This is a genomic window from Bacillus sp. REN16, from assembly GCF_020731355.1.
In the GTDB taxonomy this organism is placed as follows: domain Bacteria; phylum Bacillota; class Bacilli; order Bacillales; family Bacillaceae_L; genus Ferdinandcohnia.
This window is the reverse complement of record NZ_JAJFZK010000002.1, coordinates 81,885-96,141: the sequence shown is the minus strand read 5'-3', so window position 1 is coordinate 96,141 and position 14,257 is coordinate 81,885. Positions and strand designations below refer to the sequence as shown.

Genomic DNA, 14,257 nt, shown 5'->3' with positions numbered 1-14,257 from the left:
AGCCCCCTTTTCGTTATTCTTCTCCGCCCGTATTATGCGCCCCGTATTGTTGGTTTGTGGACCCGGTTTTCCCAAACTTTGCTCTGGAATCAGGTCCTGCATTTCCTTTTACGCTTGCTGCACTAACAGCACGTTTAGATGGGTTTTTATCAACTTTAGCCATTCGATTGTCACCTCCATTCATAGAATCACCTGATTCCCTTACTTACATTCAAATTAAAAAGAAAAACAAAAATTGTTTCTTGAATATATTGCGAAAATTTAAATATTGTTTTATATTTAGATATAAAGGAACTCATTCTTTTAGATATTCAAAATCCTTGGATTGAAATTGAAGTAGGGATATTTTTTTTGAAGGGAAAATGAATGAGTGTTCATTCAAATCGAGTCAAAGGGGGAAACTGTGAATGATCCAAAGCATTAAAAGAGCTGCAGTTCTTGGTTCGGGGGTTATGGGCTCAGGTATTGCTGCACATTTAGCAAACATCGGAATACCTACCTTACTATTAGATATTGTTCCTCGTGAACTTTTAGAATCAGAAAAAAGGAAAGGGCTTACACTTGAAGATAAAGAAGTTCGAAATCGTTTGAGCAACTTAGCGGTCCAAAAGCTGCTAAAACAAAAGCCGGCACCTTTAACCTCAAAGGAAAACATCGCGTTAATCACAGCTGGGAACTTTGAAGATGATTTCCAAAAGCTTGCGGATGTTGATTGGGTTATTGAAGTGGTTGTTGAAAATCTTGAAGTGAAGAAAAAAGTATTTAGCCAAATCGACGAGGTAAGAAAGCCAGGCAGCATCGTCAGCTCCAATACGTCTGGTATTTCAGTTGAAGCAATGGCTGAAGGACGTTCAGAAGATTTTCAAAAGCACTTTTTAGGAACACATTTCTTCAATCCACCACGTTATTTGAAATTGCTTGAAGTGATTCCGACAAAAAACACAAGCCCAGAAGTACTTTCATTTATGAAATCTTTTGGTGAGGACGTACTTGGTAAAGGTGTCGTTGAAGCGAAGGATACACCTAATTTCATTGCAAACCGAATTGGAACATATGGATTGCTTGTGACTGTTCGTGAAATGCTTAAAGGTGGATATAGCATTGGTGAAGTGGATTCAGTTACAGGTCCAATGATTGGCCGGCCAAAGAGTGCCACCTTCCGTACTCTGGATGTTGTAGGGCTAGATACATTTATACACGTTGCAAACAATGTTTATGAGCAAGTTGAAGGCGATGAACAAGAGGTTTTCAATGTCCCTGGCTTTATGAAGAAAATGCAGGAAAAAGGATGGCTAGGGAGTAAATCCGGCCAAGGCTTCTTCTTAAAAAAAGGCAAGGATATCCTGGAATTAAACCCTGAAACACTTAAATACCAAGAGCGTAAGAAGCTCCAAACTCCAGTTACGGCATCCATCAAGCAAGTAAAAGGTACAGCGAATAAGCTAAGAACCCTCTTATATGCGGAAGATCGAGCTGGAAAGCTTTTATGGAACATAACAAGTCCAACACTCATCTATTCAGCAAATCTGCTAGGTGAAATTGCAGATGACATTGTTGCCATTGATGAGGCAATGAAGTGGGGCTTCGGTTGGCAATTAGGCCCATTTGAAATGTGGGATGCGATCGGACTTGAACATTCTGTGAAAAGGATGGAAGCAGAAGGTGTTGAAGTACCAGCGTGGATTAAAGAAATGCTTGCAAACGGAAATACTTCTTTTTACAAAAAAGAAAATGGCGCTTTGTCCTATTATCAAAATGGGGAATACAAAGCTGCTAAAGTAAATCCGAAGAACATTCATATTAAAACATTAAAAGAAACAAATGGCGTCATTAAGAAAAATAGTGGAGCTAGTTTAATAGATTTAGGTGATGAGGTTGCATTGTTGGAATTCACGTCTCCAAATAATGCAATCGGTTTCGATATTATTCAGATGATCAATTCCTCGCTTGAAGAAGTAGCAAAAAATTATAAAGGTCTAGTTATCGGAAACCAAGCGAAAAACTTCTGTGTCGGTGCAAACCTTGCGATGATTTTAATGGAAGCGCAGGATGATAATTTCTATGACATTGACCTAGTCGTACGCAATTTTCAACAAGCGATGATGAATATCAAATACAGTGAAAAACCTGTGGTAGTCGCACCGTTTGGAATGGCCCTAGGCGGGGGTGCAGAAATCTGTTTACCGGCAGCTAAGGTTCAAGCATCAAGCGAAACGTACATGGGGCTAGTTGAAGTAGGTGTTGGTGTTATCCCTGGCGGTGGCGGTAACAAAGAACTTTATCTCAACCATCTTGGGGGAATGCCGGCAGGTGTCGAGGTTAATCTTCAAAATGTCGCAAATAAAGTATTCGAAACAATTGCAATGGCAAAGGTCTCAACATCAGCTGAAGAAGCGCGCACCAATAACTTCTTAACGAAAGAAGACGGTATAAGCTTTAATGGTGATCATCTAATCCATGATGCAAAACAATCTGTATTGGCTTTGTCTGCACAAGGGTATAAAGCACCGGTAAGGAAGAAGGTACCTGTAGTTGGCGAAACTGGCTATGCAACATTACTGCTAGGTGCTCAAGCAATGAAGTATTCTGGCTATATTTCAGAACACGACCTTAAGATTGCGAAAAAGCTTGCATGGGTTATTGCGGGAGGAAATGTTCCATACGGTACAGAGGTAGATGAGCAATACTTACTAGAGTTAGAGCGTGAAGCATTCCTAAGCCTTGTTGGTGAACCAAAGACACAGCAAAGAATGCAACATATGCTTGTAAAAGGAAAACCATTACGTAACTAAAAAGGAGATTGATACCTTCAATCTCTTGCCTGATAAAAAGTTAGGAGGGAATATATTTGAGAGAAGCAGTCATCGTTGCCGGAGCTAGAACCCCAATTGGAAAAGCGAAAAAAGGGACACTTGCAAATGTAAGACCAGATGATTTAGGAGCGTTAGTTGTCAAAGAAACGTTAAAGCGTGCGGGGAATTATGATGGGAATATCGATGATTTAATCATCGGCTGTGCAATGCCTGAGGCTGAACAAGGCTTAAATATGGCACGAAATATTGGTGCGTTAGCAGGACTATCTCATACAGTTCCGGCAATTACAGTAAATCGTTATTGTTCTTCTGGCCTTCAATCGATTGCCTATGCATCCGAAAAAATAATGCTTGGCCACTCTGATACTGCCATTGCGGGTGGAGCTGAATCTATGAGTCTGGTCCCAATGATGGGACATGTGGTTCGTCCAAACGCCAAACTTGCAGAAACAGCACCTGAATATTATATGGGAATGGGCCATACAGCCGAGCAAGTTGCAGTAAAGTATGGTGTTAGCCGTGAAGACCAAGATGCTTTTGCGGTAAGAAGTCATCAAAAAGCAGCAGCTGCAATTAAAGCAGGAAAGTTTGCAGATGAGATTGTACCTGTTGATGTCACCCTTCGTCATGTTGGTGCAAACAATAAATTAGTCGAAAAGCAAATCCTGTTCTCACAGGATGAAGGTGTGCGTGAAGAAACAAATCTTGAAGTATTAGCAAAATTAAGACCTGCTTTCTCAGTAACTGGTTCAGTTACCGCAGGAAATGCGTCACAAACAAGTGACGGTGCAGCAGCAGTAATGGTCATGGACCGTGAAAAAGCAACTAGCTTAGGCTTAACGCCATTCGTGAAATTTAGGTCGTTCGCAGTGCAAGGCGTACCGCCTGAAGTCATGGGAATCGGTCCAGTAGCAGCTATTCCGAAAGCACTTAAAATGGCTGGTCTTGAGCTATCTGATATTGGATTATTTGAATTAAATGAGGCCTTTGCATCGCAATCACTTCAAGTTATTCGTGAGCTTGGTCTTGATGAAGAGAAAGTAAATGTAAATGGCGGTGCAATTGCATTAGGACATCCACTTGGATGTACAGGAGCAAAATTAACACTTACATTAATGCATGAAATGAAACGACGCAATGTACAGTTTGGTGTTGTCACAATGTGTATCGGTGGCGGAATGGGAGCTGCCGGAGTATTTGAATTATTAGCGTAAAACATATCGGCTAACCATCCAGGTTAGCCTCAGAATAAATCATTAGGGGGAAATAATATGTCAAATGCAACTGATAAAGTCGTTTTAGGTGGGGGCTTTTTAATTGAGGATCTTGAAGCAGACCGTGTTTTTACACCGGAAGATTACACTGATGAACATAAAATGATAGCAAAAACTACGGAGGATTACGTAGCAAATGAGGTTCTTCCACAAGTAGAGCATCTTGAAAATCACGAGTTTGATCGTTCTGTCAAATTATTAAAAAGTGCAGGAGATCTTGGACTTTTAGGAGTAGACGTGCCAGAAGAGTATGGTGGTCTAGGACTAGACAAAGTAAGCTCAGCATTAATTGCGGAAAAAATGGCAAGAGCAGGGGGATTCTCCATTTCACACGGCGCACATGTTGGAATTGGCTCTCTTCCGATTGTTCTGTTTGGTAACGAAGAACAAAAACAAAAATACCTTCCTAAATTAGCAACAGGTGAGCTGCTTGCAGCATATGCGTTAACAGAGCCAGGTTCAGGTTCTGATGCACTTGGTGCAAAAACGACTGCTAAATTAAATGCAGAAGGAACTCAGTATGTCCTAAATGGTGAAAAGCAATGGATTACAAACGCTGGTTTTGCAGATGTATTTGTTGTATATGCAAAAATTGATGGCGATAAATTCACCGCATTTATTGTTGAGCGGGAGTATCCAGGAGTATCTACTGGTGCAGAAGAAAAGAAAATGGGAATTAAGAGCTCTTCAACACGTACATTAATTCTTGAGGATGCACACGTTCCAGTCGAAAACCTTTTAGGTGAAGTTGGCAGAGGTCATGTGATTGCATTTAACATTTTAAACATTGGCCGCTATAAACTGGGTGTAGGTGCGGTTGGTGGAGCTAAGAGTGCATTCGAACTTGCGGTAAAATATGCAAACCAACGTCAGCAGTTCAAAACCCCAATATCCAAATTTGGATTAATCCAAGAGAAATTGGCGAACATGGCTTCAAAGATCTATGCTGCTGAATCAAGCGTGTACCGTACAGTTGGTTATTTCGAAGACCGAATGGGCCAACTATCAGAAGAAGAAGTGAAAAATGGTAAGGAAGTGGCAAAATCTATTGCTGAATATGCAATTGAGTGCTCAATTAATAAGTTTTTTAATACGGAAGTATTAGATTATGTCGTTGATGAAGGTGTTCAAATCCACGGTGGATATGGATTTATGCAAGAGTATGAAATCGAGAGAGCATACCGTGATTCACGTATTAACCGAATTTTCGAAGGAACAAATGAAATCAACCGCCTATTAGTTCCTGGAACATTCCTGCGTAAGGCATTGAAGGGAGAATTACCTTTGCTTGAGAAAGCAACACAACTTCAAGAGGAACTTATGATGCTTATGCCTGAGGAAGTAGGCAAAGGTGTTCTTGAGCAAGAGAAATACCTAGTTCGAAATGCGAAGAAGATAGGATTAATGATTGCAGGACTTGCTGCACAGAAATTTGGTCCAAAACTTGAGAAAGAACAAGAAATCCTTGCAAATATTGCAGATATCGCAGCCAATATTTATGCGATGGAATCAGTCCTTCTTCGTACTGAAAAAGCAATCAATAAATCAGGCGAAGCTAAGAATCAGCAAAAGATCCTGTACACACAAGTATTTGTTCAAGAAGCTTTCAATGAAATTGAAGCACATGCAAAAGAGACCCTTGTTGCAACAGAAGAAGGTGATGTATTGCGAATGATGACATCTGCTTTGCGCAAACTGACCCGCTTTACTCCAGTAAATGTGATCGTGAAGAAACGTGAAATCGCAGCAACTCTAATTGATGCTGAAAAATACACTGTGTAATCAATTAATCAGAAGAAGCTCCTTTTTACGAGGGGCTTTTCTTTCGTTTTTTTCTTTTCTTTGAAGGAGAAACTTGAAATAAGTCGAAATTAATCATTGGTATACTGAATCATTTTAAATTCAAAATCTAATATGTTAAAATATTCTTGTTAGATATGGTTGTAAGGTGGTGAGAATATGGCATTAACATTTTATTGGTATCCAAAATGCGGAACCTGTCGAAAAGCGAAAAAATGGTTAGAGGAGCATCAGGTTGATTTTAATGAAGTACATATTGTAGAAAACCCACCTTCAAAAGAGCAATTAAAAGAACTGTATCAAACCAGCGGATTGGAATTAAAGAAATTCTTTAATACTAGTGGACAAAAATACCGCGAACTTGGGTTGAAGGATAAAATGGCTTCCGCGTCTGAGGATGAATTACTTGAACTACTTGCATCTGATGGAATGCTAATTAAGCGCCCACTCACAACAGATGGTAACAAGGTAACGGTAGGATTTAATGAAGTGAAGTTTGAAGAAGCTTGGGTAAAATAACATCGGATGGAAGACCTTAAAAAGGACTTTTACATAAAACACTTTGCCTGAGATAACTCATCAAAGTGGACCACAAAAATTTCATAAAATCGAATTAATGGAGGGTACAAAATGAGCACACCTAAAGAACTACGTTATTCTGAAGAACATGAATGGGTGAAAGTCGAAGGGGACAAAGTACGTATCGGGATTACAGATTTCGCACAATCCGAATTAGGTGATATCGTATTCGTCGAACTTCCAGAGGTTGGCGACGAAATCAAAGCAGACGAGCCATTCGGAAGTGTAGAGTCTGTTAAAACTGTATCTGAGCTATATGCACCAATCAGCGGTAAAATTGTTGAGATTAACGAAGATCTTGATGACAGTCCAGAATTTGTAAACGAATCTCCATATGAAAAAGCGTGGATGGTTGTTATCGAACCAGCTAATGCAGGAGAGGTAGAAAACCTAATGACAGCTGAACAGTATGAGGAAATGATCAAAGAAGACTAATTTCTTCAAAAGAATCATGGTAGGGCGGGTTCCTTATTCATGGTTCTTTTTTGATTAGATTCGCATGTTTAGGACACTATAAAAATAAGGATAAATGGCGTGGCAGTGGTGATTTTTCCACTGCCTTTTTTTACCTGGCTGCGTAAATAATTCACCAAACCTTAATTCTAGCTATAAAATAAAGGAAAAGCAGTTGTACACATCGAATAGAGTGATATATAGGCACAAAAATGTACACTTGAGATAAGGTGATGAAATGGTGGCTTTTGACGATATAGAAAAAGTAATCATTGTTGAGGGGAGAACAGACAAAAAAAAGGTTGAAACGGTTGTGAATGAACCGGTAGAAATCATTTGTACAAACGGAACGATTAGCATCTCAAGACTTGATGAATTAATCGAACATTTATTTAATAAAGATGTTTTTATTTTAGTGGATGCTGACAATGCGGGTGATAAGCTAAGAAAACAATTTAAACGCGAATTTCCTGAAGCACGGCATTTGTTTATCGATAAGACATATCGTGAGGTTGCGACAGCACCTGAACAGCATATTGCAACCGTACTTCTATCAGCAAATATTGATGTTCACGCTGAATTTTTATTGTAGTAACTTAAGCATGAATCACATGTTTTACCTAAGAACATGATACAATAGAAAGCAATAAGAATATAAAGGTTGTAGTAATCATGAAAGAATGGAATGAACACGAAATTAATGCCCAACTCGCCTACCAGGATGAGTTTTGGCTTTACTTATACACTCCTATGTGCGGAACCTGCCAAGTGGCATCGAAAATGATCACGGTGGTAGATGAACTTCTTCCTAACATAACCATTGGAAAAAGTGACCTCAATTATCTTCCTCAAAAAGCATTGGAATGGCAAATCGAGAGTGTCCCTTGTTTGATGCATGTGAAAGACGGGATAGCGGCAAAAAAATACTACGCTTTCCACTCGGTTCCATATTTGCTTGAACTCCTATCAAAGAACTAACAACGCACCCATAGCGTTGTTTTTTTATTGCAATTTTTGTGAAAAGTTGTATGATGTTTAGGGAGTCGAAATATCGAATATATCAGGAGCGTATATGAGCAGCATAGTTACTGGGTGGAAATCACAATATAAATCATACAATCAAAATATTAAACTATTTATTTTAACGACTATTTTTACACAGTTAGGCATGGGGATGTTCACCATCATGTATAACTTCTATGTACGAGAACTAGGCTATTCAGAGCAAACAAACGGAACCATCATTGCCATGACTGCTCTAGCATCAGCGATTATTCTAGTACCCGCAGGTCTTATGAGTGATAAATTTGGCAGGAAGAAAGTGATGATTCTTGGTCTTGCAGTTTCAACAATCGCCTTCTTTGCTAGAAGCATATTAGATGCCGAGCAGCTACTAGTCGCAACTGCCTTTTTAACAGGATTGTCAACGGCCTTTATCCAAGTTTCCGGTGTTCCATGGTTAGCGGAAAACTCGACTGCTAAACAAAGGGTTCATCTCTTTAGTTTCCATTCTGCCATCATGATGGTTGCACAGGTAGTTGGAAATATTGCAGGTGGGGCATTATCTGACGCATTCCAAATTATATTTCATTTGAGTGGACTCTGGAGTGTAAGAATAACCCTTTTAATTGCGACAATTATCTATGTTGCTGGAATCTTACCCATCTTTAAAATGAATGAACTACGCAGAAAACAACCGGAAATTAAAAAAATAGAATCGCTTGGCCAAAAATTAAAAGCAAATAAATCGCAAATTAAACTAATTGCCATGTTTGCTTTTGCACAAATGATCATTGGATTTGGTTCTGGGTTAGTTATTCCTTACCTGAATCTGTATTTTGCAGATCGCTTTCTGGCTAGTAATACGATAATCGGAATAATCCTTTCGTTGGGGCAAGCTGCAACAGCAGTTGCAATGATAATAGGTCCCTACATTGTTAGTAAGGTGGGAGAGGTTCGAGCAGTGGTTTATTTGCAGCTGTCATCACTTCCATTCCTTTTACTTACAGGGTATACCGAGAATCTTTACATTGCTGCGATTGCCTTTTTATTTAGGCAAGCACTTATGAATGCGGGTAACCCCATCCAAGCGTCGCTTGTTATGGGGCGAGTGAATGATTCGATGAAAGGTCTAGCAAACTCAGTTAATCAAATGGTATTTTCATTAGGTTGGGCATTAATGGGACCGGTATCGACCTCGATTGTGATGATGAACGGGGCTTATTGGGGTTATGCATATGTCTTTACTATTACATCCGTCCTCTATTTAATTGGATCTCTTTATTTCCTTCTTGTTTTCAGTAGGAAATCTTTTCGTGACGAGGAAAAAGCCCTAGCCAAAACATCATAAAATGTCATATTTCCCGGGAAAAAAGGAGTAGACATACGAAATTTGTTGAAAATATTCGATTCCGGCGTCAAAAATATAGAAAAAACAAGGAATTTTAAATTGCTCTTTTTTTCTAAAAATTCCTGTTGACTTATATTTAAAAAAGAGTTAGCATAATATTAACTTATTAAAGTATCAAAATTTCATATTACTCTTATCAAGAGTGGCGGAGGGAATGGCCCTATGAAGCCCGGCAACCGGTTAATTTACACGGTGCTAAATCCATCAGACATATGTCTGAGAGATAAGAAGAGAAACTGTACATACACCCTCTTCTTATTGAAGAGGGTTTTTAATTATATAAAATAAGGGAGAGATTCAAATGAGTGAGAAACAAAAGAACTATCGACCAGAAACAATCGCGGTTCATGGTGGTCTAGAGGCAGATCCAGTAACAGGGGCAAGAGCAGTACCAATCTATCAATCAAATGCTTTTAAATTCAATACAACAGAACATGCTGCAAATCTATTTGGGTTAAAAGAAAATGGTTATATTTATACTCGTATCCATAACCCAACTACAACTGTTTTTGAAGAAAGAGTAGCCCAGCTAGAAGGCGGAGTTGGAGCATTAGCTGTATCAAGTGGTATGGCTGCAATTACGACTGCTATTCTAAATATTGCGGGTGCAGGTGATGAGATTGTATCTGCTTCCACACTTTATGGTGGAACATACAACCTATTCGCCAACACACTTCCAAAATATGGAATTAAAGCGCACTTAGTAGAGCCAAATAATCCGGAAAACTTCCGTCAAGCAATTACTCCGAATACAAAGGCAATCTTTGCTGAAACAATCGGAAACCCAAGCTTAGATATACTAGATATTGAAGCTGTAGCAAAAATTGCCCATGAAGCCGGAATTCCATTAATTATTGATAACACATTTGCAACACCTTACCTATGTAGACCAATTGAGCATGGTGCCGACATTGTCGTCCATTCTGCTACAAAATGGTTACTTGGAAACGGAACAACAATGGGTGGAATAATTGTTGATGGCGGTAAATTTGATTGGAATTCTCCAAAATTCCCTGGATTTACAACACCAGATCCAAGCTACCATGATTTAGTTTTTGCGGATGCATTAGGGCCTGTTGCCTTTATCATCAAAGCAAGAGTTCAACTTCTTCGTGATTTAGGGCCAGCTTTGAGCCCATTTAATTCATTCCAATTTAACCTAGGTCTTGAAACATTACACGTTCGTATGAAGGAACATATTGCAAACACGAAAAAAGTTGTTTCTTATCTTAAAGATCATCCTGGAGTTGAATGGGTATTGTATCCTGGTGAAGACAATCACCCTCACAAACAATTAGCTGATAAATATCTGCCAAAGGGTGCAGGCTCAGTCATTATATTCGGTATCCAGGGTGGAAGAGAAGCTGGTGAGAAATTAATAAATAGTGTTGAGCTCTGGTCACACGTTGCAAACGTTGGGGACGCGAAGAGCTTAATCATTCACCCAGCTAGTACAACACACCAACAATTAAGCCCAGAAGATTTAAAACTATCTGGGGTTACGGAAGATTTAGTTCGCTTATCTGTTGGAATTGAAAATATTGAAGATATTTTAGAGGATCTGGAGCAAGCCATCAAAGCAGCAAATGGAACAAGCTCAGTTTTACCTCTTCCAACTGTTTAATTGATTTAAAATTAGAAATGTAGTCACAACTTTTTCATTGACACCTTATTAGACAGATGATAAGATAACTCTCGTGTTGTTTTAGTACGATATTAAAAGTAAATAAACTTGATAACTCTTATTTAGAGTGGTGGAGGGATGTGCCCGATGAAACCCAGCAACCGTCAACAATTAGTTGAAAAGGTGCCAATTCACACAAAGCAAAGCTTTGGAAAATGAGAGGAAGGATTACGATATTGTGCCTTTCTGCTCCTAATTGCAGAAAGGCTTTTTCAATTAATAGCCCTTAATAGCTTTATTTATTTACTATATCGCACAAACTAAGCATAGTTTTCTTTTTAAGATGTCTAGCTCCATGCCCATCGGTTCGAGGTCATAAGCCAATCGCTTCGGAAGGTAAAATACACCTTCTGTCAGCGCTCGTCTTATGCTTGTCACCGATAGGCAGGCGCCTTGCGCATTTCTGAGGATAGAAGGTGTGAAAACGTGATAACTCTAAAAAATGTAAAGAAGATATATAAAACAAAAACAAATTCTGTTACTGCTGTTCAGGACGTTGATTTAGAAATCAATGAAGGTGAAATTTTTGGAATCATCGGTTACAGTGGTGCCGGTAAAAGCTCGCTCATTCGTTTGCTGAATGGACTTGAAACACCTACGGATGGAACAATTTCGGTAGCTGGTCATGATATTACAACCATTAAAGGAAAAGAATTACGTGACGCCCGTCAAGAAATTAGCATGATTTTTCAGCACTTCAACCTTTTATGGTCGCGAACAGTTAAAGAAAATATTTCGTTTCCGCTAGAAATTGCAAAAGTTCCAAGGGCGAAACGGGAAGCACGAGTTACAGAGCTAATTAAGTTAGTTGGTCTGGAAGGAAGAGAAGATGCTTATCCTTCACAGCTAAGTGGCGGTCAAAAGCAGAGGGTGGGCATAGCACGAGCACTTGCTAATAACCCAAAGGTATTACTTTGTGATGAGGCAACGTCTGCACTAGACCCGCAAACAACGGACTCTATTTTGGACTTGCTTGTTGACATCAATGAACGATTAGGATTAACGATTGTATTAATTACACATGAAATGCATGTTATTCGTAAAATCTGTCACCGTGTTGCCGTGATGGAAAGTGGCAAAATTGTCGAGCAAGGGCTAGTACTTGATGTATTCAAGAAGCCTCAGGCAAACATTACTAAAAGTTTTGTACAACAGGTATCAGATCCTGAGGAAACGAAAGAAACGATTGAGCATTTACTTGATCATTTCCCAGATGGAAAAGTCGTTCAGCTTACTTTTATCGGGGAGGATGCTGAAAAGCCTTTAATCACCCGACTAATCAGGGACTTCAATGTAGAAGTGAATATTTTACAAGGTAAGATCTCGCAAACCCAAAATGGATCATATGGAACATTGTTTATCCATCTTACTGGTGATGTTGAGGAAATCACTTCAGCCATTGAATTTATTCGACTCCAACGAGTAGAAGCCGAGGTGATTGAAAATGCTTGAACAATTTCAAGAACTACTTAAATGGGAAAAACAGGTGAATGATTATCAGGCTTTAAACTGGGGGAATCTCTGGGAGGCAACATTAGAAACCTTATATATGACTGCTATTTCAGTGCTTGCAACTTTTATCATCGGTTTATTTTTAGGACTGGTTCTCTTCTTAACGGACAAAGGAAACGCCTGGGAAAATTCGGTGATCAATCGAATTGTATCTGCACTTGTTAATATTTTTCGTTCAATTCCATTTATTATATTAATTGTATTATTGATACCTTTTACAAGAATTGTAATGGGCTCAATGTTAGGGCCAAATGCTGCGTTACCTTCCCTTATTATTGGGTCTGCACCATTTTATGCGAGAATGGTTGAAATTGCTTTGCGTGAAATTGATAAAGGTGTTATCGAGGCATCTCATTCAATGGGAGCGAAAAACTCAACAATCATTTATAAGGTATTAATTCCAGAGTCGTTACCGGCATTAATATCAGGGATTACTGTAACGGCGATTTCATTAGTTGGCTTCACTGCTATGGCTGGTGTTATCGGTGCCGGTGGTTTAGGGCATTTTGCATACTTATATGGATTCCAAGGTGGCAAGCCGATTATTACATTTATTGCGACTGTCGCGATACTAATTTTGGTATTTATCATTCAATTTATTGGTGATTATTTTACAAAACATACAGACAAGAGATAACAGGAGGAGCAAAAATGAAAAAACTTTTTTTAGCATTATTAATTGGATTATTAGCCCTTACATTGGCTGCTTGTGGGTCAACTGATGAAACAAACGAAGGCGGCGACTCTAAAGAATCTGAAGGAAATAAAGAACTAGTCGTTGGTGCATCAGCAGTTCCTCATGCCGAAGTGCTTGAAGAGGCAAAACCTTTATTAAAGGAAAAAGGAATTGACTTGAAAATTGAAGTATTTACAGACTATATTTTACCTAACGTAGCCCTGCATGGAAAAGAGCTTGATGCAAACTACTTCCAAACACCAGGCTATTTAGATTTACAATTAAAGGATAATCCAGATTTTGATTTTGTAAGTGTTGGTGAAATTCACAAAGAACCGATCGGGGTTTATTCTAAGAAATACAAAAGTTTAAGTGAGCTTCCTGATGGAGCAAAGATTATCATGAGCAATTCATTTAGTGATCATGGCCGTATTTTACCGATTTTTGAAAAAGAAGGTGTTATCAAGCTCAAAGAGGGTGTTGGTGACCAAGCAAGAGTGGAAGATATCGTTGAAAACCCAAAAAATCTTGACTTCTCTACTTTAATAGAAGCAAAACTACTTGCTACTTCATTTGAAAATGGTGAAGGTGATGCGGTTGTTATTAACACGAACTACGCTCTTGAGGGTGGAGTGAATATTGCGGAGGAAGGAATTGCTTTTGAAGGTGATGATGTAGTTCCTGCAAACTTAATTGTTGTTAACAAGGGTGATGAAGACCGCGAAGAAATTAAGGCTTTAGTTGAAGTATTAAAATCTGAAGAAATTCAAAAGTTTATTGAAGAAAAATATGCTGGTGCTGTTACTACAGTGAAGTAAGAAGAAAGAAGCTTGCCAAATGGTAAGCTTCTTTTCAATTCTTGAATATTTGCGAGGAAATCTGAGGAAACTGTCTTAATTGTATACCTCATGTTCTTTTTATTACCCATACAGGGAAATAAGAATAGGTAGCTTAGAATATTGAGAAATCCCGTCATTGAGGCAAAATGCAGATGGTGCTACCATTGAAATGAGTTAATTAAATTGAAGGGATTGATTCATTATCAATCGAATCCGT

At 38.8% G+C, this 14,257-nt stretch carries 13 protein-coding genes and 2 riboswitches; of the genes, 12 read left to right on the top strand and 1 reads right to left on the bottom strand.

Annotation, left to right across the window (positions count from 1 at the left end):
* Positions 1–13: 13 nt before the first annotated feature.
* On the bottom strand, positions 14–163 hold the full coding sequence (locus LKW28_RS02480; protein WP_083497369.1) for a YuzL family protein: 150 nt from the start codon (positions 161–163) through the stop codon (positions 14–16).
* A gap of 244 nt (positions 164–407) precedes the next feature.
* Between LKW28_RS02480 and LKW28_RS02475 the strand changes: the two genes are divergently transcribed.
* From LKW28_RS02475 to LKW28_RS02420, 12 genes are all read left to right on the top strand, one after another.
* Positions 408–2,792, top strand: coding sequence for a 3-hydroxyacyl-CoA dehydrogenase/enoyl-CoA hydratase family protein (locus tag LKW28_RS02475; protein WP_229138750.1), 2,385 nt, complete (start codon positions 408–410; stop codon positions 2,790–2,792).
* A 56-nt stretch (positions 2,793–2,848) separates the two neighbouring features.
* Positions 2,849–4,027, top strand: coding sequence for an acetyl-CoA C-acetyltransferase (locus tag LKW28_RS02470; protein WP_229138749.1), 1,179 nt, complete (start codon positions 2,849–2,851; stop codon positions 4,025–4,027).
* A 57-nt stretch (positions 4,028–4,084) separates the two neighbouring features.
* The gene (locus LKW28_RS02465) at positions 4,085–5,869 is read left to right on the top strand and encodes an acyl-CoA dehydrogenase family protein (RefSeq protein ID WP_229138748.1); all 1,785 of its coding nucleotides are present in this window, start codon (positions 4,085–4,087) and stop codon (positions 5,867–5,869) included.
* A gap of 177 nt (positions 5,870–6,046) precedes the next feature.
* Complete coding sequence (locus tag LKW28_RS02460; RefSeq protein ID WP_229138747.1) at positions 6,047–6,406, top strand: arsenate reductase family protein; 360 nt, start codon at positions 6,047–6,049, stop codon at positions 6,404–6,406.
* A 111-nt stretch (positions 6,407–6,517) separates the two neighbouring features.
* Positions 6,518–6,901 carry a glycine cleavage system protein GcvH gene (gene gcvH / locus LKW28_RS02455; protein WP_229138746.1) on the top strand — a complete coding sequence of 128 codons (384 nt, stop codon included), beginning with the start codon at positions 6,518–6,520 and terminating at the stop codon, positions 6,899–6,901.
* A gap of 259 nt (positions 6,902–7,160) precedes the next feature.
* Positions 7,161–7,511: a toprim domain-containing protein gene (locus tag LKW28_RS02450; protein WP_229138745.1), complete on the top strand. Its 351-nt coding sequence runs from the start codon at positions 7,161–7,163 to the stop codon at positions 7,509–7,511.
* 80 nt (positions 7,512–7,591) lie between these two features.
* Positions 7,592–7,897 (top strand): thioredoxin family protein, encoded by a 306-nt coding sequence (locus LKW28_RS02445; RefSeq protein WP_229138744.1) that lies wholly within the window; start codon positions 7,592–7,594, stop codon positions 7,895–7,897.
* A 94-nt stretch (positions 7,898–7,991) separates the two neighbouring features.
* Positions 7,992–9,269, top strand: a complete 1,278-nt coding sequence (locus tag LKW28_RS02440; RefSeq protein WP_229138743.1) for an MFS transporter — start codon at positions 7,992–7,994, stop codon at positions 9,267–9,269.
* A gap of 190 nt (positions 9,270–9,459) precedes the next feature.
* A riboswitch (SAM riboswitch) is annotated at positions 9,460–9,559 on the top strand.
* 71 nt (positions 9,560–9,630) lie between these two features.
* The gene (locus LKW28_RS02435; protein WP_229138742.1) at positions 9,631–10,953 is read left to right on the top strand and encodes an O-acetylhomoserine aminocarboxypropyltransferase/cysteine synthase family protein; all 1,323 of its coding nucleotides are present in this window, start codon (positions 9,631–9,633) and stop codon (positions 10,951–10,953) included.
* Between the two features lie 115 nt (positions 10,954–11,068).
* A riboswitch (SAM riboswitch) is annotated at positions 11,069–11,175 on the top strand.
* Positions 11,176–11,439: 264 nt separating this feature from the next.
* Entirely contained in the window at positions 11,440–12,465 is a 1,026-nt protein-coding gene (locus tag LKW28_RS02430) for a methionine ABC transporter ATP-binding protein (RefSeq protein ID WP_229138741.1), read from the top strand.
* The gene (locus LKW28_RS02425) at positions 12,458–13,162 is read left to right on the top strand and encodes a methionine ABC transporter permease (protein WP_267497849.1); all 705 of its coding nucleotides are present in this window, start codon (positions 12,458–12,460) and stop codon (positions 13,160–13,162) included. The genes LKW28_RS02430 and LKW28_RS02425 overlap by 8 nt, the downstream gene beginning before the upstream one ends.
* 14 nt (positions 13,163–13,176) lie before the next feature.
* Positions 13,177–14,019, top strand: coding sequence for a MetQ/NlpA family ABC transporter substrate-binding protein (locus LKW28_RS02420; protein WP_229138740.1), 843 nt, complete (start codon positions 13,177–13,179; stop codon positions 14,017–14,019).
* Positions 14,020–14,257: the final 238 nt, after the last annotated feature.

Coding starts and splice junctions, on each gene's coding strand:
- gcvH (WP_229138746.1), top strand. CDS start 6,518: ATGAGCACACCTAAAGAACTACGTTATTCTGAAGAACATGAATGGGTG.
- LKW28_RS02445 (WP_229138744.1), top strand. CDS start 7,592: ATGAAAGAATGGAATGAACACGAAATTAATGCCCAACTCGCCTACCAG.
- LKW28_RS02475 (WP_229138750.1), top strand. CDS start 408: ATGATCCAAAGCATTAAAAGAGCTGCAGTTCTTGGTTCGGGGGTTATG.
- LKW28_RS02420 (WP_229138740.1), top strand. CDS start 13,177: ATGAAAAAACTTTTTTTAGCATTATTAATTGGATTATTAGCCCTTACA.
- LKW28_RS02435 (WP_229138742.1), top strand. CDS start 9,631: ATGAGTGAGAAACAAAAGAACTATCGACCAGAAACAATCGCGGTTCAT.
- LKW28_RS02440 (WP_229138743.1), top strand. CDS start 7,992: ATGAGCAGCATAGTTACTGGGTGGAAATCACAATATAAATCATACAAT.
- LKW28_RS02480 (WP_083497369.1), bottom strand. CDS start 163: ATGGCTAAAGTTGATAAAAACCCATCTAAACGTGCTGTTAGTGCAGCA.
- LKW28_RS02425 (WP_267497849.1), top strand. CDS start 12,458: ATGCTTGAACAATTTCAAGAACTACTTAAATGGGAAAAACAGGTGAAT.
- LKW28_RS02460 (WP_229138747.1), top strand. CDS start 6,047: ATGGCATTAACATTTTATTGGTATCCAAAATGCGGAACCTGTCGAAAA.
- LKW28_RS02465 (WP_229138748.1), top strand. CDS start 4,085: ATGTCAAATGCAACTGATAAAGTCGTTTTAGGTGGGGGCTTTTTAATT.